20 protein-coding genes are annotated in these 24,503 nt (G+C 67.5%); 10 read left to right on the forward strand and 10 right to left on the reverse strand.

What is annotated here, in order from left to right; all coding sequences use genetic code 11:
- Positions 1 to 4: 4 nt before the first annotated feature.
- Positions 5 to 919 carry a 5-dehydro-4-deoxyglucarate dehydratase gene (gene kdgD / locus ACIP1U_RS18390; protein WP_400317483.1) on the reverse strand — a complete coding sequence of 305 codons (915 nt, stop codon included), beginning with the start codon at positions 917 to 919 and terminating at the stop codon, positions 5 to 7.
- Positions 920 to 1,270: 351 nt separating this feature from the next.
- Between kdgD and ACIP1U_RS18395 the strand changes: the two genes are divergently transcribed.
- Positions 1,271 to 2,251, forward strand: coding sequence for a DedA family protein/thiosulfate sulfurtransferase GlpE (locus tag ACIP1U_RS18395; protein WP_400317486.1), 981 nt, complete (start codon positions 1,271 to 1,273; stop codon positions 2,249 to 2,251).
- A gap of 10 nt (positions 2,252 to 2,261) precedes the next feature.
- On the opposite strand, the gene ACIP1U_RS18400 is transcribed toward ACIP1U_RS18395, so the two are convergent.
- The 6 genes from ACIP1U_RS18400 to ACIP1U_RS18425 all read right to left on the reverse strand — a co-directional run bounded on the left by ACIP1U_RS18400 (position 2,262) and on the right by ACIP1U_RS18425 (position 9,185).
- Positions 2,262 to 3,218 carry a DUF1177 domain-containing protein gene (locus ACIP1U_RS18400; protein ID WP_400317488.1) on the reverse strand — a complete coding sequence of 319 codons (957 nt, stop codon included), beginning with the start codon at positions 3,216 to 3,218 and terminating at the stop codon, positions 2,262 to 2,264.
- Between the two features lie 59 nt (positions 3,219 to 3,277).
- On the reverse strand, positions 3,278 to 4,438 hold the full coding sequence (locus ACIP1U_RS18405; RefSeq protein ID WP_400317491.1) for a porin: 1,161 nt from the start codon (positions 4,436 to 4,438) through the stop codon (positions 3,278 to 3,280).
- Positions 4,439 to 4,758: 320 nt separating this feature from the next.
- On the reverse strand, positions 4,759 to 5,514 hold the full coding sequence (gene pepE, locus ACIP1U_RS18410) for a dipeptidase PepE (RefSeq protein ID WP_400317493.1): 756 nt from the start codon (positions 5,512 to 5,514) through the stop codon (positions 4,759 to 4,761).
- Positions 5,515 to 5,544: 30 nt separating this feature from the next.
- On the reverse strand, positions 5,545 to 6,729 hold the full coding sequence (locus tag ACIP1U_RS18415; RefSeq protein WP_400317496.1) for an aminotransferase class V-fold PLP-dependent enzyme: 1,185 nt from the start codon (positions 6,727 to 6,729) through the stop codon (positions 5,545 to 5,547).
- A 65-nt stretch (positions 6,730 to 6,794) separates the two neighbouring features.
- Positions 6,795 to 8,402 carry an OPT/YSL family transporter gene (locus ACIP1U_RS18420; protein ID WP_400317499.1) on the reverse strand — a complete coding sequence of 536 codons (1,608 nt, stop codon included), beginning with the start codon at positions 8,400 to 8,402 and terminating at the stop codon, positions 6,795 to 6,797.
- A gap of 69 nt (positions 8,403 to 8,471) precedes the next feature.
- Positions 8,472 to 9,185 carry an IclR family transcriptional regulator gene (locus tag ACIP1U_RS18425; RefSeq protein WP_400317501.1) on the reverse strand — a complete coding sequence of 238 codons (714 nt, stop codon included), beginning with the start codon at positions 9,183 to 9,185 and terminating at the stop codon, positions 8,472 to 8,474.
- Positions 9,186 to 9,365: 180 nt separating this feature from the next.
- Between ACIP1U_RS18425 and ACIP1U_RS18430 the strand changes: the two genes are divergently transcribed.
- Positions 9,366 to 12,161, forward strand: a complete 2,796-nt coding sequence (locus ACIP1U_RS18430) for a hypothetical protein (protein WP_400317503.1) — start codon at positions 9,366 to 9,368, stop codon at positions 12,159 to 12,161.
- A 64-nt stretch (positions 12,162 to 12,225) separates the two neighbouring features.
- On the opposite strand, the gene ACIP1U_RS18435 is transcribed toward ACIP1U_RS18430, so the two are convergent.
- On the reverse strand, positions 12,226 to 12,981 hold the full coding sequence (locus ACIP1U_RS18435) for an IclR family transcriptional regulator (RefSeq protein ID WP_400317506.1): 756 nt from the start codon (positions 12,979 to 12,981) through the stop codon (positions 12,226 to 12,228).
- A 200-nt stretch (positions 12,982 to 13,181) separates the two neighbouring features.
- Here ACIP1U_RS18435 and ACIP1U_RS18440 point away from each other — a divergent pair, with 200 nt between their 5' ends.
- The 8 genes from ACIP1U_RS18440 (at position 13,182) to ACIP1U_RS18475 (ending at position 22,202) form a co-directional block, all read left to right on the forward strand.
- Positions 13,182 to 14,222, forward strand: coding sequence for an LLM class flavin-dependent oxidoreductase (locus ACIP1U_RS18440; protein ID WP_400317508.1), 1,041 nt, complete (start codon positions 13,182 to 13,184; stop codon positions 14,220 to 14,222).
- 227 nt (positions 14,223 to 14,449) lie between these two features.
- Entirely contained in the window at positions 14,450 to 16,462 is a 2,013-nt protein-coding gene (locus ACIP1U_RS18445) for a sigma-54-dependent Fis family transcriptional regulator (RefSeq protein WP_400317511.1), read from the forward strand.
- A gap of 184 nt (positions 16,463 to 16,646) precedes the next feature.
- Positions 16,647 to 17,720, forward strand: a complete 1,074-nt coding sequence (locus ACIP1U_RS18450) for an ATP-NAD kinase family protein (RefSeq protein ID WP_400317514.1) — start codon at positions 16,647 to 16,649, stop codon at positions 17,718 to 17,720.
- A 33-nt stretch (positions 17,721 to 17,753) separates the two neighbouring features.
- Positions 17,754 to 18,767 carry a thiamine pyrophosphate-dependent dehydrogenase E1 component subunit alpha gene (locus tag ACIP1U_RS18455; protein WP_400317516.1) on the forward strand — a complete coding sequence of 338 codons (1,014 nt, stop codon included), beginning with the start codon at positions 17,754 to 17,756 and terminating at the stop codon, positions 18,765 to 18,767.
- A 48-nt stretch (positions 18,768 to 18,815) separates the two neighbouring features.
- Positions 18,816 to 19,832, forward strand: a complete 1,017-nt coding sequence (locus ACIP1U_RS18460; protein ID WP_400317519.1) for an alpha-ketoacid dehydrogenase subunit beta — start codon at positions 18,816 to 18,818, stop codon at positions 19,830 to 19,832.
- Positions 19,832 to 20,956: an acetoin dehydrogenase dihydrolipoyllysine-residue acetyltransferase subunit gene (locus ACIP1U_RS18465; protein WP_400317521.1), complete on the forward strand. Its 1,125-nt coding sequence runs from the start codon at positions 19,832 to 19,834 to the stop codon at positions 20,954 to 20,956. Before ACIP1U_RS18460 ends, ACIP1U_RS18465 begins: the two co-directional genes overlap by 1 nt.
- Positions 20,957 to 21,031: 75 nt before the next feature.
- Positions 21,032 to 21,373 carry a carboxymuconolactone decarboxylase family protein gene (locus ACIP1U_RS18470; protein ID WP_400317523.1) on the forward strand — a complete coding sequence of 114 codons (342 nt, stop codon included), beginning with the start codon at positions 21,032 to 21,034 and terminating at the stop codon, positions 21,371 to 21,373.
- A gap of 55 nt (positions 21,374 to 21,428) precedes the next feature.
- On the forward strand, positions 21,429 to 22,202 hold the full coding sequence (locus ACIP1U_RS18475; protein ID WP_400317526.1) for a lipoate--protein ligase family protein: 774 nt from the start codon (positions 21,429 to 21,431) through the stop codon (positions 22,200 to 22,202).
- Positions 22,203 to 22,411: 209 nt separating this feature from the next.
- Here ACIP1U_RS18475 and ACIP1U_RS18480 read toward each other — a convergent pair whose 3' ends face one another.
- A complete protein-coding gene (locus ACIP1U_RS18480; protein ID WP_400317527.1) occupies positions 22,412 to 23,233 on the reverse strand; it encodes a hypothetical protein in 822 nt (273 codons plus the stop codon).
- A 397-nt stretch (positions 23,234 to 23,630) separates the two neighbouring features.
- Entirely contained in the window at positions 23,631 to 24,020 is a 390-nt protein-coding gene (locus ACIP1U_RS18485) for an OsmC family protein (RefSeq protein WP_400317529.1), read from the reverse strand.
- Positions 24,021 to 24,503: the final 483 nt, after the last annotated feature.

The raw sequence follows: 24,503 nt of genomic DNA on the forward strand, positions 1-24,503 counted from the left end.
CGGATTACTGCGGGCCGAGCTTGTTGATCAGCGTGCCCAGCATTTCCATCTCTTCGCCGGTCAGGTCGGTCAGCGGTGCGCGCACTGGGCCGCCGTCACGGCCAACGATGCGGGCACCGGCCTTGACGATGCTCACGGCGTAGCCGGCCTTGCGGTTGCGGATGGCCAGGTACGGCAGGAAGAAGTTGTCGATCAGGCGGCCCACGGTCTCCTGGTCGTCCGCGGCGATGGCGCGGTAGAAATCCATCGCGGTCTTCGGGATGAAGTTGAACACCGCCGACGAGTACACCGGCACGCCCAGCGCCTTGTAGGCGGCGGCGTAGACCTCGGCAGTGGGCAGGCCGCCCAGGTAGGAGAAGCGGTCACCCAGCTTGCGGCGGATGCTGACCATGGCCTCGATGTCGCCCACGCCGTCCTTGAAACCAATCAGGTTGGGACAACGGTCAGCCAGGCGGGCCAGCTGGTCGGCGCTCAGCCTGGAGTTGGCGCGGTTGTAGACGATCACGCCGATGTCGACCGACTTGCAGACCTCTTCCACGTGGGCGGCGATGCCGTCCTGGCTGGCTTCAGTCAGGTAATGCGGCAGCAGCAGCACGCCGGCGGCGCCAAGGCGCTGGGCTTCCTGCGCATAGGCGATGGCGGTGCGGGTCGGGCCGCCGGCGCCGGCCAGGATGGGCACCTTGCCGGCGCAGGTCTTGACCGCGGTGTCGACCACGGCGGTGTAGTCGGCCGGGGTCAGCGAGAAGAACTCGCCGGTGCCGCCGGCGGCGAACAGCGCGGTGGCGCCGTACGGGGCCAGCCACTCCAGGCGGGCGGCATAGGACGTCGCGTTGAAGTCGCCCTTGGCGTCGAAGTCGGTGATGGGAAAGGACAGCAGGCCTTCGGAGACGATCTGCTTGAGTTCGTGAGGTGCGAGCATTGCGAAATCCTGATCGGGCCGGCGGCCCTGGGTGGTGATGGCGGCGACCTGTCTAGTGTCGGGTCATCCGAGTTATCAGTCATCGTATGACAAGGCTCGGACAAAGGCAATAGGGTGGAAGGGCGTGCAGGGTTTACCGGGAGGAATGTACCGGGCGTGGCGGGCTAGCCGTACCAGAAGTCGTTCTAAGCGGGTCATGCGTCACTCTACATGGCTCGAACGCATGCCTCACAGTTGTAGGACAACGTAAGTCACGGCCAGTCAGTAATTTTGATGCTCCCGTGCAAAGCCGTCCATGCACCGGTTGCCGCCGGCTGGCACACTGGCACCCTGAACCAAGGGGGAAAGACGGTGGGAGAGTTACAAGCCTTGCTGGAAAACCATGGGCTGATGCTGGTATTCCTGAACGTGCTGGTCGAACAAGCGGGGCTGCCGGTGCCGGCGTACCCCATGCTGTTCGTCGCCGGTGCGCTCGGCATGCAGGAGACCGGTCCGTCGATCGGCGCGGTGCTGGCCGCGGTGATCGTCGCCTGCCTGATCGCCGATACCGGGTGGTACTTCGCCGGCCGGCGGCTGGGGCAGCCGATGCTGCGCACCATCTGCAAGGTATCGATCTCGCCCGATTCCTGCATCCGCCAGACCCAGTCGCTGTATTTGCGCGTGGGGCCGCGCTCGCTGGTGGTCGCGAAGCTGCTGCCCGGTGCCGGCGCGCTGTCCACCGCGATGGCCGGCATGACCGGCACGCCGCTGCCGGTGTTCTTGTTCTATGACGCGATCGGTGCGCTGGTGTGGGCCGGCAGCGGCCTGTTGATCGGCGTGGTGTTCAGCGACTTTATCGATGCCATCCTGGAGGGCTTCAGCACCTATGGCCATATGGCCGTGGTGGCGGTGGTGGGGGCGTTCCTGGTGTTCCTGGCGTGGCGCTCGTGGCGCCGCTTCCGGCTGCTGCGTATGACCCGGCGCGTGCCGCGCATGAGCGTGGATGAACTGGAGTCGCGCCGCCAGGCCGGCGCTCTGCCGGTGGTCATCGATGTACGCGCCCATGGCGACATGCCGATGGAGCGCATCCCCGGCTCGATGGTGCTAGACATGCAGGGCGCGCTCGACAGCCTCGACGCGCTGGGCGTGCCGCCCGCCGAGGCCGATATCGTGGTCTATTGCGCCTGCCCGAACGAGATGTCCGCGGCGCTGCTGGCCGAACGCCTGCGCGTTGCCGGCTATCCCAGGACCTGGGCGCTCGCCGGGGGCTTCGACGAATGGAAACGGCGGCACGGCGAGACCGTGCCGCCTGCCGTCACGCATCGCGATCCGGGCAAGGTGACGGCACGCTGAGCCGCAAGCCTCAGCGCTTGCCCGAGGTCTGGAACACCGACAGGTCCGGATAGATCGCGCGGATCTTTTCCCACTCGGGGGCATTGAAGAACTGGCACTTGCCGGCGCCGAAGCGCTTGGACACCTCCACGCAGAAGCGAACCGCCTCGGCGATGTCGATTTCGTGGTTGGCCGAGGTGGCGCTGCCCGACACCACCGATTGCGCGGTCACCGCCACGCCCACCACCGGCGCCCGCGTGGCGACGTGCGGCTGCATGATGCTGTTGAAGTGGTACAGGCCGTTGTGGTACGGCGTGATGTCCTGCAGCGAGATCGGGAACGTCACCGCCGGGCAGCCGGTGGTCGATTCCATCGTCGCCACCAGGTCCGGCGCCACGCGCAGGATGTAGCCCTGCATCGCCGTCGGCGAGATCGCAAAGCCGCGATGCTTGACGATGCTGTTGCCCTTGGACGCATCGATCGACAGGATCGCGTCCATTTCCGGCAGCACCTGGTAATCGTTCATGGTGTCGGAGGACACCGGCATGCCCATGAACGGCACCGGATCGTGCGGCACCATCGAGACATTGGTCGACAGATGCGTGGTCACGATCACGTCGCCCGCCACGTGGTCGCCGCGCGCCTTCATCTGCGCCAGCTTGAGCGCCACCGCCAGGCAGCCGATCGGGCCGTCTGCATCGGACACCAGGCCTACCAGCTCAGGGCGCGCGCCGATGGCGCCGTTGCGGCCGATCACGCCCAGCGTCGGCGCCTTGCCGCCGCCGCGCTTGCCGGCGGTGCCAGGGATCACGATGGTGATGAAGTCGGTGGTATTGGCCGTGTTCTCGGGCGGTGCGTTGTTGACGGTGGTGACTTGCACCGTCACGCCGGCGCCGGCGTAGGGCGCGAACAGTTCGCTGACGACCGCACCGTTGGCGTGCGGGCTGTCCAGGGCTTCGTGAATGACCAGCGTCTGCTGCAGGGCCATGGCTTTCTCCAGATGATGTGCCCGCCCAGCGCGGTGCGGGCGGGGCGTCGGTTGAATCGTTAGAACTGGTGGCGCAGGCCGACCATCACCGTGGTCTGGCTGTCGCGCCCGTCCAGCGGCGTGCCGCTGCCGCCGGTCCAGCTGGTGGTGTTGTTGCCGAACAGGCCCGACCAGTCGCCGTGGACGCGGTCATAGGCCAGTGCCAGGTAAGCGTCGGTGCGCTTGCTGAAGGCGTAGTCGGCCACGGCATACGCGGTGGTGCGGTTGCCGCTGAAGTTGTCGGCGCGCGTGCGGTTGTGCATCACGCTGCCGGTCAGGGTGACGTTGCCAGTCACGGCGTAGCTCGCGCCCAGCGTGAAGAAGTCGTCGTGGCGGCTGCTGCCGAACACCGAGTTGATCGCCGCGCGGTTGGTCGGCGTGGCCGCGGTCGACATGCTGGTGATGGTGGCCGTATCGGTGCCGCCCTTGGACGAGTCGAAGCCGGCGTCGCGGTCGCTGTGGATGTAGTTGGCGAACAGGCTGGCCCGGCCGACCGCGGCTTTCAGGCCCGCCAGGTAGATGCTCGCGGCACGGCTCTGGCTGTCGCGGGTCTGCTGGAAGTCGCCGATCGCGGTGATCGGGCCGGCTGCGTACTTCAGGCCGAATGACATCGACGAGGTGGCCCGGGTGTTCCCCGCGGTCTCGCCCAGCGCGTATTCGGCGATCAGCGACACCGGACCGAAGTTGCCGGTGTAACTGACGGCGTTGTCGTAGCGCTGGCCGGTCAGGTACACCATCCACGAGTTCGACGGTGCGGCGCCCACGCCGAGCGGATCGACGTAGTACAGCATGGTGTTGGCGGTGGTGTATTGCCGGCCCAGCGCCAGCTCGCCCCACTGGTTGCCGATCTTCACGTACGCCTGGCGGCCGAACAGCTGGCCCTGCTGGTCGAACCTGCCGGTGTCGGCCAGGAACCCGTTCTCCAGCACGAAGCCGGCCTTTACCCCGCCGCCCAGGTCTTCGATTCCCTTCAGGCCGAAGCGGCTGCCCGACAGGAAGCCTTCGCCGCCTTGCTGCAGGCCGACCTGCGCATCGCCTGCGGGGTTGGAATGGGTCTGGTACGTCAGCGCGGTATCGATGACGCCGTACAGCGTCACGCCGGACTGCGCCATCGCGGCGGCCGGCAGGCCCAGCAGCAGCGGCAATGCCATGCGCACGGCGTGGCGAAGGGTTTGGCTCATTGTGTTTTCTCCTCCTGAGGCAAAAAAAGGGGCCACGCGGGCGGCGCTGGGCGGCTCGCGGGGCAGGGTTTTGGTTGTGTGTTTGTTGTGGCCCGTCCTGGCCCGTGCTGGCCCGGAAATGAAATGGCTAGTCGCTAATCACGCATACGTCCGCCGGTTTGCTCCCCTCTCCCGCTTGCGGGAGAGGGGTTGGGGGAGAGGGCCGGCGCATGGCAAGCACGGTGACGCTTCACTTCGTGGCAACGCCCGCCCTCTCCCCCGCCCCTCTCCCGGAGGGAGAGGGGAGACAACAGTCTGTGCTTCAGCGTTTAACGCATCACTCAAGCCGCAAAACCCGGCCAGTCCTCCATCCCGGCCGGCCCGGTGATCTGCGACAGCGGGAATGGATTACCCTCGCGAATCGTCTCGACCTTGCCCTCCGCCGGGAACCACAGCGCATGCCGCTCGCCCAGCACCGTGCCGTTGATGCCGTCCGCATACAGCGCCGATCCTTCCGGCAGCGCGAACACCTGTTCCGGCGCGTTGATGTTCAGGAACTCCGCCAGTCGCTCTTCACGGCTTTCGCCGTTGTGCCCCGCGGGCTTGCCGCTGATGAAGTGCGGGTTGACCTGGAACGGCACCAGGCCCAGCGCGCGCAGCGACGGCGGCTGCACGACCGGCATATCGTTGGTGGTGCGGATGGTCGGGCAGGCCACGTTGCTGCCGGCGCTCCAGCCAACATACGGCGTACCCGCGCGCACCTTCGCACGGATCGCGTCGACGATGCCGGCGTCGTACATGCGCTTGAGCAGCGCGAAGGTATTGCCGCCGCCCACGGCGATGGCTTCCGCTTCCTGTACAGCGCGCAGCGGATCGGCGCTGTGGTGAATCGACTCGAGCGCGTAGCCGAGCTTCTCGAACACCGGCTTGACCATGCCTTCATAGGTATCGAAGCTGAAGGTCACGCCCGCGAACGGCACGAACAGCACCTTGCGCGGTTCGCGCTTCAGCAGCGTGTGGATTTGCTCGCCGGCGTGCTCCAGGTAGCCGAGGTTGTCCTTGCGCGAGCTGCTCATCAGGAGGATGCGTTGGGTCATGTCTTGGTTTCCGTCAGTTCGATATTGAGTTCAGGCGATGGCGGCGCGGATCAGTCCGGCGACACGTTCGATCTCTTCGTGCGTGTTGAAGTAGTGCAGCGACACGCGCGCCATGGTCGACACGCCATAGCGCGCCAGGATCGAATCGGCCATGAAGTTGCCCGCTTCGATGATGCATTGCTGCGCTTCCAGCGCGGCCACGATGCGCGCCGGGTCCACGCCGCGCACGTTGAACGGCACGATGCCGATGCGCTGGGTCACGTCGGTGGGACCGTACAGCTCGAAGCCCGGAATCGCGGCGAACTTCGCCACTGCGTACTCGGTCAGGTCGCGCACGCGCGCCTCGATGGCGTCGATGCCGATGGCGCTGGCGTAGTCGATGGCGGTGCCCATGCCGAGGATGGCCGGCACGATCGGGCAGCCGGCCTCGAAACGCTTCGCACCCGCCACCAGCGACAGCGCGCCGGTGCTGCGGTCGTACGCGCCGTTCCACCAGCCCACCAGCATCGGCTCGACCTGCCCGATCATTGCGCGGCGCACGTACAGGAAACCCGAACCCTCGGTCGCGCGCAGCGCCTTGCGCCCGCAGCCGGCGAGGAAGTCGCAGTCCAGCTGCGCCACATCGGAACGCAGCATGCCCACGCTCTGTGCGGCATTGACCAGCGACAGCACGCCATGCTTGCGCGCAACGGCGCAGATCTGCGCGGCGGGCTGCACGGCGCCAGTGGAGTTGGGCAGGTGCGAGAACGTCAGCAGGCGCGTGCGCGGCGTGATCGCGGTCTCGAATGCCTCTGCGCTCAGCAGTCCTTCGGCATTGGCCGGCACCATCTTCACCACGATGCCGTGCGATTGCTCCAGCCGGCGCCACGGCAGCAGGTTGCTCAGCATCTCGGTGTCGGCCACCAGCACTTCATCGCCCGCTTGCCAGGCGATGCCGCGCGCGGCGATGGAGATGCTCTCGGTGGCATTCTTGGTGAAGGCGATTTCGTCGGCCGCGCAGTTGAGCAGGCCGGCCAGCTTGCCGCGCACGGCTTCCACGCGTGCATACGTCTCCTTGCGGAACGCGGGCAGGTAGATGCCGACATGGCCGGTATCGAGCAGGTAGCTGCGCACGGTGTCGAGCACGGCGTCGGGCGGAATCGAGGCCGCGGCTGTGTCGAGATAGATGGTGGAAGCCGTCAGCGGAGTGTCGGCGCGGATTGCTTGGATATCCATGGAACGTCTCGGGTAATGACAGGCGGGACGCAGCGCGTGCGCCCCGGGATGACTGGCTGCAGGGCCTACTTCTTCAGCTTGGTGACCGAGCCGAAGAAGCTGAAGAGGGCATCGCCGGCGATCACGCCGCCGGCAAAGGCGCTCATCTCGGCGAGGTGTTTGTCGCCACGCAGGCGCTGCACCACGAAGCGGATCAGCAGGCCCGCGAGTACCGCCCAGCCGGCCAGCGGCGAGGCGATCAGCATGCCGGTCGAAAGCAGGATGCCGAGCTGGCGCTTGGAGCCGCCGACCCACTGCAGCAGCGCGCCGGGGATGGCCCAGATCACAAGGTTGCGTGCGATCTCGGCCGATGAGCCAGCCTTGATCGATGCCGCATAGACGCGGTCCACCGGCGGGATCAGGCCTTGCGAGAAGAAGGTGCCGTGGAACACGATCACTACCACCGCAGCCACGCCGAAGCCGACCATCGCCGCCAGGAACTGCTGCTTGCGGCCCGCGATCTCCGCCTCCATGTCGCGGCCCTCGCCGCGCAGCAGGTAGCCGGTCTTGAGGTCGTAGCCCATGTCGGCAAAGGCCGGGCCGGTGGCGGCCGAGAAGCCCACCAGCACCGCCAGCGCCGTCGGCGGGAAACCGATCAGGATGCCGATCGTCAGCGTGATCAGTGCCACAGCGAAGGCCGGGAACCAGCCCGAGTGCATCGCGGCGATGCCGACGATCAGTTCATGCACATAGGCGGCAAAGGCGGCGTACAGGACGAACACGACCAGCATGCCCAGCGACATGTCCGACACATGCCCGGCCAGCAGCGAGATCAGCAGCGCAATCGCCAGGTAGATGACAAAGCCGCCCGACAGGATGCGGCTGGCGCGAGAGGCAGGGATTTCAATCGTGCGCCCATCGGCCGCGGGCGCATGGCGCGCACGGCGGATTTCCGTGGCCACCTGGAACAGCGCGACGATGCCCGCGCCGATCATCAGGCCATGCGGGATATAGGCCTTGGCGATATCGATGCCGGTCACCGCCACCGAATAGCCGCGCACCAGCAGGCCGATGCCGAACATGGTCAGCGCCGCGAGGTTGCCAAGGAACGCGGCGCCGAACGCGGACATCGGCACGCCCAGCCATGCGCCGCCGACGCCCACGGCAATGCCCAGGCCCAGGAACGCCGCCTTGCGGCCGCCGCGGTCGCCGGCCCAGATCGCCTCGGCGGTGGCGATGCCCGCCGGCCAGGTGCCGGTGGCAGGGAAGATCTTGCTGCCGAACAGGAAGTACAGCATCGCCCCGTCGACAAACATGGCGATCACCGCGCCGATCAGCATCGGCGTGGCCAGCTCGGGCATGCCCATCGCGTACGGCACGCCGATCGGGATCATCAGCGAGTTGGCGGCGCCGAAGGTGGCCGACGAGATCGCGGTCTGCACCAGGTTCTGCCGCTCCAGCACGCGGAAGCGCCGCGTGATCTCCAGCGGGATGCGCGAGAACACGATCGCGATCAACGCGCCGATGATCGAGGTATTGGCCGAGATCCCCAGCGACACGATCAGCTGCATGCCGATCATGGCGCCGAATACCGACAGCGCCACCGATACCAGCAGCAGCAAAGGCTCCATAAAGCGCGACCGTGTCGCGGGCTGCGCCGCCACCGGCGCGTTCAGTTGTGTTGGCATGGTCATGTCTTCCACCGCTCCCCGTAGTGTTGTCTGGTTTTGTGTGTCGTGTGTGCGCGTTACCTGGGCGCGCCGCTATCGCATGAAGCCCGCCACCGGGCCGATCGTCTTCGTTGCCGCGCGCAGCGCTTCCAGCAGCCGCGGCACGGCCTCGCGCGTCAGCCGCTGCAGCGGGCCGGCGATGGCCAGGGACCCCACGACCGCCTGGCTCTCACGGCGGTGCAGCGGCACTGCCAGCCCGGCCACCGTGGCCGCGGATTCCTCGCAGGTATAGGAAAAGCCGTCGGCGCGGACCTGGGCCAGCTGCTCGGCCAATCCAGGCGCATGGCCGACGATCTGTCGCCGGAACGCTTCCGGCTGGAATGCCAGGATCGCCTTGGCATGCGCGCCGGCGTCCAGCGCGAAGCGCTGGCCCACCTCGATCGAAAAGCGCAGCTGGTGCTGGCTCTGGGCGATGTCCGTGCACAGGCCTTCGTGACCGTCCAGCCAGGACAGGAACACGGTTTCGCCGCTTTCCTGCGCCAGCGTCTCCAGCGCGGGCTGGACGACTTCTGACGGCGAAAACGTCTTGCGCATCACTTGCCCCAGCTCGAACCAGCGCAGGCCCAGCCCATAGCGGCCGACGCTGTCCTGCGTCAGGAAGCCATTGGCGGCAAACGTGGCGAGTACGCGATGCACGACGGCGTGATGCACGCCGCTTGCGCGCGCAAGTTCGCGCACGCCCCAGCTGGGCTGGCGAGCGGTGAAATGGGTGAGCAACGCCAGGGCGCCGTCCAGGGTCTTAAGCATGACTGACTGCTTTGTGTCTCTATTTGAGAGACATCGTCTCTAATACAGAGAAATGCTAGGCCTCGCTACGACCCGCAACAATCAGGGTTAACGCGCAGTCGCGCTCGGTGTCTGGGCGAATATCGACCATGCGCCGTTGCCTATACTTGGCACAGACCGACTGCTACGGCGGAGGCGCCCATGGCTGCGGAAGACCACGCGAAAGACCACGCTTTCGGCGACGAAGCGGCCCGCATTGCGCATCGCCGCCGCCAGCTCGGCATCGCGCCGCGCACGCATGAGGGCCAGCGCAACTGGGCGCTGGCGCTGTCCGGCGGCGGCATCCGCAGCGCCACGTTCTGCCTTGGCGTAACGCAGGCGATGGCGGGCACCGACATGCCGGCCAACCACTTAGCCATCACCGCGGACACCGAGGCTCCTCAAACTCCAGCAGCGAGCACCGCCGCCGCTGCGCAGACCGTGCCTGGGCTGGCCTCGCTACTGGCCCAGTTCGACTACCTGTCCACTGTCAGCGGCGGCGGCTACCTTGGGGCCTTCTTCGTCAGTCTGTTCGTGCCGGGGCGCCTGCGCCGCGGCACCGGCCCGGTCCAGGCCGCGGCCGACGCCTACCACACGCTGCAATGCGAGCCGCCGGGGCGCATCCACACTTCGGTCTCCTATGCCGCCGATCCCGGCCGCGGCGCGGTCGCGTGGCTGCGCGAGAACGGCCGCTACCTGTCGCCTACCGGCGCCGGAGACAACCTCTATGCCGCCGCGCTGGTGGTGCGCAACTGGCTGGCCATGCACTACGTGATCGGCAGCGCGCTGCTGGTGTTGCTGGCCATGCTCGCGTTGCTGCTGCATGGCGCCGCGGGAGCGTGGTACGGGTTCGGACGCTATGAGATGGATTTGCTGCACGATGCGCGGCAGGCCTTGAACCAGGGCGAGTGCGCGATCTGGTGGAGCCCCTGGCTGTGGCTGCCGCTGGCCACCGCAGTGATCGGCGCTGTGCCGCCTGGCCTGGCGTACTGGCTGGTCTACCCGCGGGCCAGCGACCCGCAGGCGCCGGGGCGCTTTTTCAGCCCCGCGCCGATGGTGGCGACGCTCCTGGGGCTGCTGTTGCTGGCCGCGGCGAGCTGGTCGGAATGGCTAGGTGCGGATCTGGTCTCGGCGCAGTTGTTTGCCGCGCTGGGCGTGCTGACGTGGCTGGGCGTGCTGAGTTGCCTGGTGATGCTGCAGGGCGAGCCGCGCACCGTGTCAGGCTACCGCGTGCGCGCCACGCGCGCGCTGCGCACGGCGGTCACGCTGACACTGTGGCTGGCGGCATTGGGCGTGGCCGATACCGCAGCACGAACCGCCTACCTGTATGCGCATGCCGCCGACCATCCGTGGGGCGCGGCGCTGCCCGCGAGCGTGCTGGGCGTGCTGGTCTGGCTGGTGCGCTATGGCGCGCGCTGGCTCGACGAAGGCCGCAAGGGTAGCGCCGACACCGCCTGGCGCGCACTGTGGGCACGCTTGCCGGTCTCGCTGCTGGCCGGCGCGGCAGCGGCGGTGGTAGCGCTGCTGCTGTTCGTGTTGTGGTCGTGGCTGGTGCTGTGGGTGCGCTGGGATGGCCGCGAGCCGGTCGACTGGCTGGTGTACGGCACGGCCTACACCGGGCCGGCGCTGGCCACGCTGACGGTCGTGGCGCTGGTGCTGGCGCTGGTCGCTGGCCGCTTTACCGGGTTCCTGAACCTTTCCACGCTGCAGCCGTTCTACGCGGCGCGCCTCACGCGTGCTTACCTGGGGGCGTCCAACGGCGAGCGCTTTGCCGCGCCCGATCCCGATCCGGTCGCGGACCGCCGCCGGCGCGCGCGCTTCAGCGTGGCGGAGCCCGTGCCCGGTGACCAGCTCAGCCTCAACGCCTACTACGATCCGCGCGTGCTGGCGCCGCTGCACCTGATCAACGTGACGCTGAACCTGACCGTCGATCCGGCCGAGCAACTGGTACAGCGCGACCGCAAAGGCAAGCCGCTGTGCCTGGCACCCGGCGCCAGCGTAGCCCAGCCGGGCGCCGCGACCACCCTCGCGCCGGATGCCTATGCGCGCTTCACCATCGACGGCTGGCAGTGCTGCCCGGACGCGTCGTGGCCTTCATCGGGCAAGCTGGCGCAATCGCTCACGGTGGGGGACTGGATCGCCATCTCGGGCGCGGCGGTGTCAACGGGGCTGGGCCGTGCCACCACGCTCGGCACATCCCTGCTGCTGGGCCTGGCCAACCTGCGGCTGGGCACGTGGTGGCCGTCCTATCCGGCCAGCCACGCGCGCCAGGGCGGGCGCGAGGGCGCGCGCTGGCGCCATCCCGAACGCGCCACGCATCCATGGCTGGCCGCCGGCATGTTCCGGACGCAGTACTACCTGGGGTGCGAGCTGAGCGCCCGCTTCCATGGCACGCGGCGCGGCTGGCAATACCTGTCGGACGGCGGGCATTTCGACAATACCGGTGTCTACGAGCTGCTGCGTCCGGGCCGGGACGTCGCGCTGATCGTGCTGTGCGACTGTGGCGGCGACCCGGACTATCGCTTTGGCGACCTCGCCAACCTGATCCGCCTCGCGCGCATCGACCATGGCCTGGAGATCGTGGTCGATACCGAGGCCGCTACCACGCACCCCGTGCTGAGCCGCGTCTTCGGCGTGCCGGATGATTTCCTGCCGGGTTTGGCGGCCAGCGGCCCTGCCGCCGACAAATGCGCGGTGCTGCTCAACGTGTACCGCACCGATCCGGCATGCGCGGCGCCGCGCGCGCGGGTCTGCCGCATCGTGCTGCTCAAGCCACGGCTGGTGTCATGGGCGCCGGCCGACGTGCGGCACTATGGCGCCACGCACCCCGCCTTCCCGCAGGAAGGCACCAGCGACCAGTTCTTCGATGAAGCGCAATGGGAGAGCTATCGGGCGCTGGGCCATGCGATCGGCCAGCGCGTGCTGGGCGGCGACGTGGGACAGGCGCTGCTGGCGTGATCGGGTGCCCTGAACGCCGGCGTTAGCGTTAGCGTTGGCATTAGCGTTGGCATTAACGTTGGCATTAACGCACGAAGCCGATCACGTCCTCCAACCGGCCGCTGGCGTCGCGCAAGGCCTCCAGCAGCCGCGGCACGGCGGCCTCGTCCAGGCGCTGCTGCGGCCCGGCAATGGCCACCGAGCCCACCACCGCGCTGCGGTCGCGCGACCACAGCGGCAGCGCCAGCCCGGCCACGCTGGCCGCGGCTTCCTCGCGCGTGTGGGCCCAGCCGCGTTCGCGCACCTCGGCCAGTTGCTGCTCGATGCGCTCGCGGTCCAGCGTGGTGTGCGGGCCCATGCGCGCCATGCCCTGGCGGTAGACTTCATCGCGGAAGGCATCGTCCTGGAAGGCGAGCATCGCCTTGGCATGCGCCCCCGCGTACAGCGCAAAGCGCTCGCCCAGCTCGATCGAGAAACGCAGCTGGTGCTGGCTCTGCACCAGCCCCACGCACAGGCCTTCATGGCCGTCGAGCCACGACAGGAACACGGTCTCGCCGCTTTGCGCGGCCAGCTTCTCCAAAACCGGGCGCACGATCTCGTCCGGCGAGAAGCTCTTGCGCACCACCTGCCCCAGCTCGAACAGCCGCAGCCCCAATGAATACTTGCCGGTCGCCGCGTCCTGCACCAGGAAGCCGTTGGCGGCAAAGGTCGCCAGCACGCGGTGCACCACGGCGTAATGCACGCCGCTGTGCTTGGCCAGCTCGCGCACGCCCCAGGTGGGCTGGCGCACGGTGAAGTGAGTCAGCAGGGCCAGCGCGCCGTCCAGTGTCTTGAGAGTCATCGATCGTTCCTTCGCATCGGGCTGAATGGTAAGGGCAAGCGGCGCGCGGCTCAATCCTTGCCGTCGGGAGATACCCACTCCGCGCGCAGGGCCGCAAATCCGTCGCCAGCACGATCCGCGCAGGCTCACTAACATAGCGAACCATCCGCACTGCCGCGGGACTGCGCACGTGTGGCGTACGCCGCCCGCCAGACCACAACATGAATCGCGACTCTCTCCCCACCAGCAACGGCATCGCTTATTCCGTACTCGACCTGGCCCCCATCCCGCAGGGCAGCGACGCCGGCCAGGCCATGCGCAACTCGCTCGACCTGGCGCGCCATGCCGAGCAACTGGGCTACCACCGCTACTGGCTTGCCGAGCACCACAACATGCCCGGCATCGCCAGCGCCGCTACCGCGGTGCTGATCGGCTATGTCGCCAACGGCACGCAGACCATCCGCGTGGGATCCGGCGGCGTGATGCTGCCCAACCATTCGCCGCTGGTGATCGCCGAGCAGTTCGGCACACTGGCCTCGCTGTACCCGGGCCGCATCGACCTGGGCCTTGGCCGCGCGCCTGGCACCGACCAGGCCACCGCGCGCGCGTTGCGCCGCCATCTGACCAGCGACAGCGCCGATACCTTTCCGCAGGACGTGGAAGAACTGCAGGCGTACTTCGATGACGTGCGCCCCGGCCAGCGTCTGCGCGCCGTACCCGGTGCCGGCCTGAAGGTGCCGATCTGGCTGCTGGGCTCAAGCCTGTTCAGCGCGCAGCTGGCCGCGGCAATGGGCCTGCCGTTCGCGTTTGCCTCGCACTTCGCGCCGGGCTTCATGCGCCAGGCGGTCGACCTTTACCGCCGCACCTTCCGCCCCTCGGAAGCGCTGGATCGCCCGTACGTGATGCTCGGCTTCAACGTCTTTGCCGCAGACAGCGCCGACGAGGCGCGGCGCCTGTTCAGCTCGCTGCAGCAGCAGTTCCTGGCGCTGGTGCGCGGCACGCCGGGGCAGCTGCGCCCGCCGGTGGACGACATCGAGTCGCTGTGGACCGAGAGCGAGGCGGACCATATCCGCCGCTCGCTGGCGTGCTCGGTGGTGGGCGATCCGGAGTCGGTGCGCGCCGGCATGCAGCGCTTTGTTGATGACCTGCAGCCGGACGAGCTGATGCTGACCGGCCAGATCTACGACCACCAGGCGCGGCTGCGCTCCTTCGAGATCGCCGCCGGCGCGGCGCGCAGCCTGAAGGCCAACGCCGCACTTTGAGCCATCTGGTATGGCGCACGCCGCACTTGCGGCGTGCACTTGCCGCCGTCTCGTGATTCCTGTCTGCCATTCCGGTTTGCATCTCGCCGACGCGCTCGGATACATTAGAAGGCCGACACCAGACAGAGGCGTGGCCACCCAGGCACGCGCCCGCCCAGTCCGCCCGATCTGACCGCCCCTTCAGCATATGCCCGGGGGCCGACGGCAGCGACGACCAGGAGACAGCGATGGACCTGCGGCAACGCGAGCACATCGAGACGGTGGTCCAGGCCACCACATACCTAGCCCCGCCCGCCGTGCTGGCGGACCGGATCGCGCACGACGCCATCATCCAGAACTCATGGCGGCGCTGCGTGCACCAGTACGGGCTCGATCCCTCGCGCATGCAGGAAGCGCGTATCCTGCCGCAGCCGCGGCTGCGTGAACACCAGGAACGCATCGACGATTTCGCCCGCATCGCGCGCCATGGCCTGCAAAGCCTCTACGGCCAGGTGGCGGCGCTGGGGTACGTGGTGCTGCTGACCGATGCGCAGGGCGTGACGGTCGACTATATCGGCGATGCGCGCACCGATGCCGCACTGCGGCACGCGGGCCTCTACCTCGGCGCGGAATGGAGCGAGAGCGGCGCCGGCACCTGCGCGGTGGGAACGGCGCTGGTCACAGGCCAGGCACTGACGGTGCACCAGGCCGACCATTTCGATGCGACCCATATCCCGCTGACCTGCACCGCCGCGCCGCTGTTCGACACGCACGGCAACCTGCACGCCATCCTCGACATCTCCGCGCTGACCTCGCCGCACGCCAAGGACAGCCAGGGGCTGGCGTTGCAACTGGTGCGCATCTATGCCGCCCATATCGAGAACGCCAACTTCCTGCGCGCGCACCGGCGCGACTGGATCCTGAAGCTGAACGTGGCGCCTGAGTTCGTCGACGTCAATCCCGAATACCTGCTGGCGCTGGACGAAGCCGGCCGCATCGTTGGCCACAACCACCGCGCCCGGCTGATGCTGGAGGGCGAGCTGGGCGGCGCGGCCGGCGCCACCGTGCTCGGCCAGCGGTTCGAGGCGCTGTTCGGCGCCCGCCTGGAGGACCTGGGCAACTACGTCTACTCCCGGCCCAGCGAGCAGCGGCTGGTCGCGCTGAACCGCAGCGGCGGGTTGCTGTACCTGAGCGTGATGCCGCCCGCGCTGCGCTGGCAGGCACCTGCGAAGGAAGCGCCGGTGGCCATGCCCGAGGCGCTGGCCGCCCTGACCGGCGGCGATGCAGCGCTGCAACAGCAATTGCAGCGCGCCGCGCGGCTGGTCGATTCGCCGATCAACCTGCTGATCCACGGCGAGACCGGCAGCGGCAAGGAGTTCTTCGCCAAGGCCCTGCACCAGGCCAGCGCGCGCCGCGGCGGGCCGTTCATCGCGGTGAACTGCGCGGCGATCCCGGAAACGCTGATCGAGAGCGAACTGTTCGGCCACCTGCCCAACAGCTTCTCCGGCGCCGGCCCGCGCGGCAAGCGCGGGCTGATCCAGGAAGCCGACGGCGGCACGCTGTTCCTGGACGAGATCGGCGACATGCCGCGCGAGCTGCAGTCGCGGCTGCTGCGCGTGCTGGCCGAGGGCGAGGTGCTGCCGGTCGGCGCCGCGCGGCCCGTGCCGGTGCGGCTGCGCGTCATTTCCGCGACGCACCACGGCCTGGAGCAACTGGTGGCCGAAGGACGCTTCCGCGAAGACCTCTTCTACCGCCTGAACGGCGCCCGTTTCGAGCTGCCGCCGCTGCGCGCACGCAACGACCTCGACTGGCTGATGGCGAAGCTGCTGAAGGAGGGCACTGGAGAACCTGTGACGCTGGCGCCGGCGGCTCGCGAGCGGCTGCATCGCCATCGCTGGCCGGGCAACCTGCGCGAGCTGCGCAACGTGCTGGAATACGCGCGCGCCGTCTGCACCGGCGGCTATATCGATGAGCACGACCTGCCCGACGGCCTCGGGACCGCGGCCATCCCCGCGGCACCGCCGCAAGCTGCGGAGATCGCCGGCGACAGCGCCGCCGCGCCGTTCGACCCGCACCAGCTGCCGCCCGAAGGCATGCTGCTGATGCAGTACCTGCGCGCTTCCGGCTGGAACCTGAGCGCGGTCGCGCGCCAGATCGGCATCAGCCGCATGACGCTGTACCGGCGCATGGAACGTTATGGCATCCAGTCGCCTAACCGGCGCGACGGGGCTGACGACGAAGGCGGCAAGCCCGTCCACTGATCGGGCTGGCGATACGGTTGTCCACCCGCTGTACACCTGTGCTGTGACACCTGTCACACCGCAGCGCTCCGCTTTGCCTATCCGCTGCGGGTAATCCCTCGGTTTTTTCGCATTTTTCGCCCTGCGCGCACTGGCACAGCCATTGCAATTTGCCTGTCACCACAACGACAACAGGAGACAGGCAATGGGGCACGCAGCCGTCGCCGGCACGCCACTGGTCGGCATCATCGCCAACCCGATTTCCGCGCGCGATATCCGCCGCGTGATTGCCAACGCCAACAGCCTGCAACTGGCCGATCGCGTGAATATCGTGCTGCGCCTGCTGTCCGCGCTGGCGGCGTGCGGCGTAGGCCGCGTGCTGATGATGCCGGACCGCGAAGGGCTGCGCGTCATGCTGTCGCGGCACCTGGCGCGCCGGCAAGGCCCCGACTCTGGCCTGCCCGCCGTCGAATACCTCGACATGCCCGTGACCGCGCGTGTCGACGACACGCTGCATGCCGCACGCTGCATGGCCGATGCCGGCGTGGCCGCCATCATCGTGCTCGGCGGCGACGGCACCCACCGCGCGGTGGTGCGCGAATGCGGCGGCGTTCCCATCGCCGGCCTGTCGACCGGCACCAACAACGCCTACCCCGAGATGCGCGAGCCCACCATCACCGGCCTCGCCACCGGGCTCTACGCCACCGGGCGCGTTCCCGACAAGTACGCCCTTGCCTCCAACAAGCGGCTCGACATCGTCATCCGCGACGGCGACGGCGGCTTTCGCCGCGACATCGCGCTGGTGGATGCGGTGATCTCGCACGAACACTTCATCGGCGCGCGCGCCTTGTGGAAGACCGACACCCTTGCCGCAGTCTATGTGTCGTTTGCCGATCCGCAGGCCATCGGCCTGTCCGCCATCGCAGGCCTGCTCGAACCGCTGGGCCGGCGCGATCCTGGCGGCCTGGCGATCGAGCTCGCCGCGCCGGGCGAGGGCGAATTCGACCTGCGCGCACCGATTGCGCCGGGACTGCTATGCACGGTGCCGGTGGCCGGCTGGGAACGGCTGGAACACGGCCGCCCGCACCGCGTGCGCCAGCGCAGCGGCATCGTTGCGCTCGACGGTGAACGCGAGCTGGCCTTCGGCCCTGACGACGAAGTCACCGTGACCCTGCATGAACACGCTTTTCGCAGCATCGACGTGGCGGGCTGCATGCGCTATGCCGCGCAGCATCGGCTGATGCGCAGCACCAACCCGTTGCTTACCTGCCTTTCCTGAAGTGCAACCCTTGATAGAACGAAGGAGACAGACATGACAGCCAGAGCTTCGCAAGATCCTGCGCAACATCGCGCCGCGCTGCCGCTCGACAAGGAAACGCTGCTGACGGTGTACCGGAAGATGCGCACCATCCGCGATTTCGAGGAGCGCCTGCACGTGGACTTCGCGCGTGGCGACATCCCGGGCTTCGTCCACCTGTACGCAGGTGAGGAAGCCGCGGGCGTCGGCATCCTCCACCACCTGCACGATGGCGACCGCATCGCCAGCACGCACCGCGGCCACGGCCACTGCATTGCCAAGGGTGTGGATCCGGTGGCGATGATGATGGAGATCTATGGCAAGAAGGGCGGCTCGTGCAACGGCAAGGGCGGCTCGATGCATATCGCCGACCTGTCCAAGGGCATGATGGGCGCCAACGGCATCCTGGGCGCGGGCGCGCCGCTGATCTGCGGCGCCGCGCTGGCGGCCAAGTTCCGCGGCAAGGGCGAGGTCGGCATCACCTTCTGCGGCGACGGCGCTTCCAACCAGGGCACCTTCCTGGAAAGCCTGAACCTGGCCGCGGTGTGGAACCTGCCGGTGATCTTCGTGATCGAGAACAACGGCTATGCCGAGTCGACCTCGCGCGACTACGGCACGGCAGTGGACAGCTACGTCGACCGCGCCGCCGGCTTCGGCATCCCGGGCGTGACGGTCGACGGCACCGATTTCTTCGCCGTGCACGAGGCCGCCGGCGAAGTCATCCGCCGCGCGCGCGAAGGCGGCGGCCCATCGCTGCTCGAATGCAAGATGGTTCGCTTCTACGGCCATTTCGAGGGCGATGCGCAGACCTATCGCGCCGCCGGCGAACTCGACGATATCCGCGCCAACAAGGACTGCCTGAAGCTGTTCGCCCGCACCGTGACCCAGGCCGGCGTGATCGCGCGCGAGGAACTCGACACCATTGACCGCGAAATCGCCGCGCTGATCGAGCACGCCGTGCAGGAAGCCAAGGCCGCGCCGCTGCCCGGCCCGGAAGACCTGCTCACCGACGTCTACGTCAGCTATTGATCCGCCGCTCGCCAACAAGACGGCTAAACGAACTATCAGGAGACAAACATGGCTCGCAAACTGAGCATCAAGCTGGCGATCAACGAGGCGATCGACCAGGAAATGACCCGCGACCCCAGCGTCATCATGCTGGGCGAAGACATCGTCGGCGGTGCCGGCGCGGACGGCGAGAAGGATGCCTGGGGCGGCGTGCTGGGCGTGACCAAGGGACTGTATGCCAAGCATGGCGACCGGCTGCTCGATACGCCGTTGTCAGAGTCGGCCTACGTGGGCGCGGCCATCGGCGCCGCGGCGTGCGGCATGCGACCGATCGCCGAACTGATGTTCATCGACTTCATGGGCGTGTGCTTCGACCAGATCTACAACCAGGCGGCCAAGTTCCGCTACATGTTCGGCGGCAAGGCCGAAACCCCCGTCGTGATCCGCGCCATGGTCGGCGCGGGCTTCCGCGCGGCTGCGCAGCACAGCCAGATGCTGACGCCGCTGTTCACGCATATCCCCGGTCTCAAGGTGGTGTGCCCATCGACGCCATATGACACCAAGGGCCTGCTGATCCAGGCGATCCGCGACAACGATCCGGTGATCTTCTGCGAGCACAAGAACCTGTATGGGCTGGAAGGCGAGGTACCGGAGGGCGCGTACGCGATCCCGTTCGGCGAGGCCAATGTCGTGCGCGACGGCAAGGACGTGTCGATCGTCACCTACGGGCTGATGGTCCACCGCGCGCTGGAAGCGGCGGCCGCGCTCGCCAAGGAAGGCATCGAAGCGGAAGTGATCGACCTGCGCACGCTGTCGCCGCTGGACATGGACACGGTGCTGGAGTCGGTCGAGAACACCGGCCGCCTGGTGGTGGTGGATGAAGCCAGCCCGCGCTGCAATATCGCCACCGATATCTCCGCACAGGTCGCGCAGCAGGCGTTCGGCGCGCTCAAGGCCGGAATCGAGATGGTGTGCCCCCCGCATACGCCGGTGCCGTTCTCGCCCACGCTGGAAGACCTGTACATCCCAAGCGCCGCGCAGATAGCAGCCGCCGCGCGCAAGACCGTGAAGGGAGGCAAGCACTGATGGCAACGGCACAATCTCCCACCATTACTCCGATCGTGATGCCCAAATGGGGCCTGTCAATGAAGGAAGGCACGGTCAATGCCTGGCTCGTCGACGAGGGCACCGAGATTACCGTAGGCATGCCGATCCTCGATGTGGAAACCGACAAGATTGCCAATGCAGTGGAGGCGCCGGACGCCGGCAGGCTGCGCCGCAAGGTGGCGCAGGCCGGCGACGTGCTGCCGGTCAAGGCGCTGCTTGGCGTGCTGGCTCCGGCGGAGGTGAGCGATGCGGATATCGACGCGTATGTATCGGCTTATGAAGCGCCCGCGGACGACGGCGACGAGGAAGACGCCGCCGCCGCGTACCAGTTCGCCGACGTGGACGGCATCCGGGTCCGCTACGCCCGCAAGGGCAGCGGCGCCGAGACCGTGCTCTTCATCCACGGCTTTGGCGGTGACCTGGACAACTGGCTGTTCAACCTCGATCCCCTTGCCGACACGTACACGGTCGTGGCACTGGACCTGCCCGGCCATGGACAGTCGTCGCCGCGGCTCGCGGGTACGACGCTGGCGCAGATGGCCGGCTTTGTCGCGCGCTTCATGGACGAGACCAATATCGACGCGGCGCACCTGGTCGGCCATTCCATGGGCGGCGGCGTGGCGGCGCAGCTCGCCGTGGACGCGCCGCAACGGGTGCTGTCGGTGGCGCTGGTGTCGCCGGTGGGCTTCGGCGAAGCGGTCAACAGCGGCTATACGGAGGGTTTCGTCAATGCGCAGTCGCGGCGCGAGCTGAAGCCGGTCATTGAACTGCTGTTCGCGGATGCCGGGCTGGTCAGCCGGCAGATGCTCGACGACTTGCTGCGCTACAAGCGGCTGGATGGCGTGACTGAAGCGCTGACCTCGCTGGGCCAGGATCTGTTCGCCGGAGGCAGGCAGAAGGAGCAGCCCGGCCAGCGGCTGGCCAACAGCGGCAAGCGCGTGCTGGTGGTGTGGGGCGGACAGGACCGCATCATCCCGGCCGAGCATGCCGAGGCCGCGCCGCCCGATGCCACCGTCAAGGTCTTTGCCGACGCTGGCCATATGAGCCAGATGGAGAAGGCCAACGACTTCAACGCGCTGCTCAGGCAGCACCTCGGCGGCTGATGCCGAGGCGCGGGCGGTGGCATGCGCTGCCGCCCGCTTGTGTCTCCCCTTCACCGAATCCCTACGGCAGTTTCCATGAGCACAGAACTGAAGACCCGCCTCGCCCAGATCAACAAGCAATTCGCCTCGCTCGCCCAGGCCCAGCCCGCAGCCATGAGCGCATTCCAGGGCCTGATGAAGGCCGCCACGCAGGAAGGCAGCCTGCCCGCCGCAGTCAAGGAGCTGGTCGCGGTCGCGCTGGCCGTGCAGAAAGGTTGCGACGACTGCGTGCTGTTCCACACGGCGCAGGCGCTGCGCCACGGCGCTACGCGCGAGCAGCTGGCCGAAGTGCTGGCCCTCAATATCGAGATGGGCGGCGGGCCGGGCGCGATGTACGCTTCGAAGGCGCTGGCCTATTTCGATGCGCTCAACGGCTAGCCTTGCTAGACTCGGCCTATCGCTACCCGACCGGCCCCCCGACCGCTGCCGCGCCATGCCTTTTGTGTTCGTCGAGCCCGCGCCTGCCGGACAGCCGCACGCGGATCCGCTGCAGGACGAGCTGGCGCTGCTCGAACTCGCCGCGCAAGGCCAGCAGGTTGTGCAATTGTGGGAAGCGCCGCTGTCACTGGTGGTGCCGCGTACCTACCAGCGGCACGCCGGCTTCGAGGCCGCGCGTGCCGAGTTCGCGCGGCAAGGCTGCCCCGTGTTCTTGCGCATGTCGGGAGGGGGACTGGTGCCGCAAGGGCCGGGCATCCTCAACCTGAGCCTGGCCTATGCCGTCAGCCAGCCGCCCGGTGCGCTAAGCGATGCGGTGTACCTGCATCTGTGCGAGGTCATCGGCAAGGGGCTGTTGGCGCTCGGTGTGCCGACGCACTGGCGGGCGGTGGAAGGTTCGTTCTGCGACGGCCGCTTCAACCTTGCATGGGGGCCGCCGGAGGCGGCGCGCAAGATCGCCGGCACCGCGCAGTACTGGCGGCGGGCACCTGCGGCAATGCAGTCCGGCGACGGCCAGCGGCATCTGGTGCTCGCCCATGCGGTGCTGCTGGTCAGCGCCGATCCGGTTCAGATCAACGCACGCGCCAATGCGTTCGAGGCAGCGATCGACAGCGGCCGCCGTTATGATCCCGGCAAGGTGGTCAGCGTGCGCGAGGCGCTGCGGGCGCAGGGGCATGCCGCAGCCGATGGTGCGGTACTGATGGCGCAGGTGTCGGATGTACTGCGGGATGTACTGCGGCAGAGCGCCGTGCAGACGCCGCCGCCGGCCTAGTTGACGGGGCGCGTGATGCAAGGTTGTGTGCCCATCGGCGGGCCGCATCGCGCGCAGGCCGCGCAAAAAAATTGCGGCCCACGTGGGGCCGCCAATCGGGAATGCGAGGAGATCAGTTTCCTCAGAAGACGTTATCGACACCAGATGGCCTCGCAAGACCCTACTTTGGTGGGGTCTATGCATCACAGGCCGCAAGGGCGAGCAATCGCTCACGCGATAAGATAGGTGCCATGCGGATCCGGTTCTGCCGCCGCCTTGATCTTGCGGACGCTGGCTTCCAGTTCGGCATGGGCGGCGTCCAGCCATCCCACGCGATGGCGCACGGGATCCTTCGGCGACAGGTCGCTGACGGACAGTTCGCGCAGGAAGTAGCGCACCATGCTGCCGGCTCGTGCGGGTACCGGCATCATGCCCAGCAACTGTTGGCGCGCAATCAGTCGCCGGCTGACGGCATGCCGGAGCCCGGCCCAGGCGGTGCGGCCCAGCGCGATATAGAGGGCGTCGGTGCGCATCTGCCGGACGATGTCGAGGAACTGGTTTTCGAAGACTTCGCGAAGCATGGGCGCTGCCATCAAATCTTCGAAGGGGCCGTCGAAGGCGAGCCCGCGCCGGGTGGTGGCATGCGGCAGCAAGGCCAGCGGCTGTAGCCGCTCGAAGCCTTCGTTCCACAGCGCCGCGGCATGTGGCAGGCCGACCAGCTCGGGCACGCGGAAGTGATCGAGCATGCGGATCAGGTTCGGGCGAACCAGCTTGCCGCCCAGTTCCACCCGACGCTTGTTCTCGCGCTGGATCACGCGGCCCGGCGCGTGGCTGCGCATCAGCTCCTCGGTCACGGACGCTGCCAGCCGCACATGGGCATGGCCCGGGGTGGTGCTGACGAGCACCAGTTGCGCCTGCGTGTTCAGGTATTCGCACGGTACGTAGTGCATGGCGTACGTACCGTCTTGCGTCACCAGGATTGGCCTGGCAATGACGCCGGTGGCGCCCGCAAGCCGTACCTGAGAGCAATATGCTTCAATGAAATTGGTCAAGGACTCCCCCCGCTCGCGACGCTTCTGGATGCGTTTTTTCTTGTTTTGCTTCCCGATCATGGTAAGCCGGCGCTGCATTGCAGACAAAGCGCGCGGTGCCGGATTAGCCTGAATACGACGCAACCTTCGTTGGACAGCCAACACACGGGCGGCGCCATCCCCCGATCGGGTGGCGCGTAACGGCCGTTAGCCGCACGGTAGCCCGCGGCTGGCGTCAGGACGATGACATGATGCGTAGCGAGTGCGTCAGCGACTCTGGCTTGAGGGGCGAGCGGGAAGAAAAAACCGGACACGAAGCGTGTCCGGTAACCCATTTGCTGACTCCGGTCGTGTCAGAACCCGAGGATGTAAATGGTAACGATTATCATTTGCGGCGACAAGAGGAATCCGCCGGTTCTCAGCCGATCGACGTCTCGATAGCGATCTGTCCGGATAGCGTCTTGTGTACCGGGCAACGGTTGGCGACTCGCAGGAGGTCGTCCAGGATCTGGGGCGTCAGTTCGCCGCTGACCTTGACCTCACGTTTCAGCGTATAGCTGCCGTTGGCTTCTTCATGGCCGACCGACACGTCGATGCCGGCGATGGCGTAGCCTTTGCGCTTGGCATAGAGCTGCAGTGTCAGGGTCGTACAAGCGGCCAGCGCGGAGTCGAGCAAGTCGTGAGGGCTGGGGTAGCTAGTATCGCCGCCCGCGGAGGCATCCAGGTCGGCCTGCCATTTGGCGGTGCCGTTGCTCAGGTGGCAAATGGTGTTGCCCTGGCTCGGCTGCCAGGTCGCTTGGATCGTCATCGATTCGTCCCTGTCTAATAAGAGAAGGCGGCCCGGCGGGCCGGAGTAGGCATTCCATTCTATACAGCGCGCGGCATGCGATTAAAAGCGGTGTCGGCGGCGCTTTTTGGCGGCTTCGAAGTTTTCCGAAAAAGTGCTTGCCAACCCTACTGGCGCGGCTTAATATTCGCCCCCTCGCAACACAACGCGGCGCTGCAAGGCAGACGCAGCAAGGGTTGCGGGGTCGACCGGAAGGTTGGCGCAGCGAGGTTCGCGGCGCTGACTGCAGCAAAAAAAGATTGCTGCAGCGGTTGACGAAACGAAGAAAGCTCTGCATAATTTCGTTTCTCTGCTGCAGACAACGCAGCGCGCTGAACGGCAAAGCCGGTGAGCGAAGTTCTTTAACAACCAAACAACCGATAAGTGTGGGCGCTGGGTAGCGGACGCCACTGTCTTCGGACGGTGTTGCTTCAAAAGTTATCAGTGCTCGCACAGCAAAACGTG

Source organism: Cupriavidus sp. NPDC089707 (assembly GCF_044748965.1).
Classification (GTDB): domain Bacteria; phylum Pseudomonadota; class Gammaproteobacteria; order Burkholderiales; family Burkholderiaceae; genus Cupriavidus.

What these genes read in the sequence shown, in the direction of transcription:
- kdgD (WP_400317483.1), bottom strand. Translation starts at nt 919, where the DNA reads ATGCTCGCACCTCACGAACTCAAGCAGATCGTCTCCGAAGGCCTGCTG.
- ACIP1U_RS18400 (WP_400317488.1), bottom strand. Translation starts at nt 3,218, where the DNA reads ATGGCCCTGCAGCAGACGCTGGTCATTCACGAAGCCCTGGACAGCCCG.
- ACIP1U_RS18405 (WP_400317491.1), bottom strand. Translation starts at nt 4,438, where the DNA reads ATGAGCCAAACCCTTCGCCACGCCGTGCGCATGGCATTGCCGCTGCTG.
- pepE (WP_400317493.1), bottom strand. Translation starts at nt 5,514, where the DNA reads ATGACCCAACGCATCCTCCTGATGAGCAGCTCGCGCAAGGACAACCTC.
- ACIP1U_RS18415 (WP_400317496.1), bottom strand. Translation starts at nt 6,729, where the DNA reads ATGGATATCCAAGCAATCCGCGCCGACACTCCGCTGACGGCTTCCACC.
- ACIP1U_RS18420 (WP_400317499.1), bottom strand. Translation starts at nt 8,402, where the DNA reads ATGACCATGCCAACACAACTGAACGCGCCGGTGGCGGCGCAGCCCGCG.
- ACIP1U_RS18425 (WP_400317501.1), bottom strand. Translation starts at nt 9,185, where the DNA reads ATGCTTAAGACCCTGGACGGCGCCCTGGCGTTGCTCACCCATTTCACC.
- ACIP1U_RS18430 (WP_400317503.1), top strand. Translation starts at nt 9,366, where the DNA reads ATGGCTGCGGAAGACCACGCGAAAGACCACGCTTTCGGCGACGAAGCG.
- ACIP1U_RS18435 (WP_400317506.1), bottom strand. Translation starts at nt 12,981, where the DNA reads ATGACTCTCAAGACACTGGACGGCGCGCTGGCCCTGCTGACTCACTTC.
- ACIP1U_RS18440 (WP_400317508.1), top strand. Translation starts at nt 13,182, where the DNA reads ATGAATCGCGACTCTCTCCCCACCAGCAACGGCATCGCTTATTCCGTA.
- ACIP1U_RS18445 (WP_400317511.1), top strand. Translation starts at nt 14,450, where the DNA reads ATGGACCTGCGGCAACGCGAGCACATCGAGACGGTGGTCCAGGCCACC.
- ACIP1U_RS18450 (WP_400317514.1), top strand. Translation starts at nt 16,647, where the DNA reads ATGGGGCACGCAGCCGTCGCCGGCACGCCACTGGTCGGCATCATCGCC.
- ACIP1U_RS18455 (WP_400317516.1), top strand. Translation starts at nt 17,754, where the DNA reads ATGACAGCCAGAGCTTCGCAAGATCCTGCGCAACATCGCGCCGCGCTG.
- ACIP1U_RS18460 (WP_400317519.1), top strand. Translation starts at nt 18,816, where the DNA reads ATGGCTCGCAAACTGAGCATCAAGCTGGCGATCAACGAGGCGATCGAC.
- ACIP1U_RS18465 (WP_400317521.1), top strand. Translation starts at nt 19,832, where the DNA reads ATGGCAACGGCACAATCTCCCACCATTACTCCGATCGTGATGCCCAAA.
- ACIP1U_RS18470 (WP_400317523.1), top strand. Translation starts at nt 21,032, where the DNA reads ATGAGCACAGAACTGAAGACCCGCCTCGCCCAGATCAACAAGCAATTC.
- ACIP1U_RS18475 (WP_400317526.1), top strand. Translation starts at nt 21,429, where the DNA reads ATGCCTTTTGTGTTCGTCGAGCCCGCGCCTGCCGGACAGCCGCACGCG.
- ACIP1U_RS18485 (WP_400317529.1), bottom strand. Translation starts at nt 24,020, where the DNA reads ATGACGATCCAAGCGACCTGGCAGCCGAGCCAGGGCAACACCATTTGC.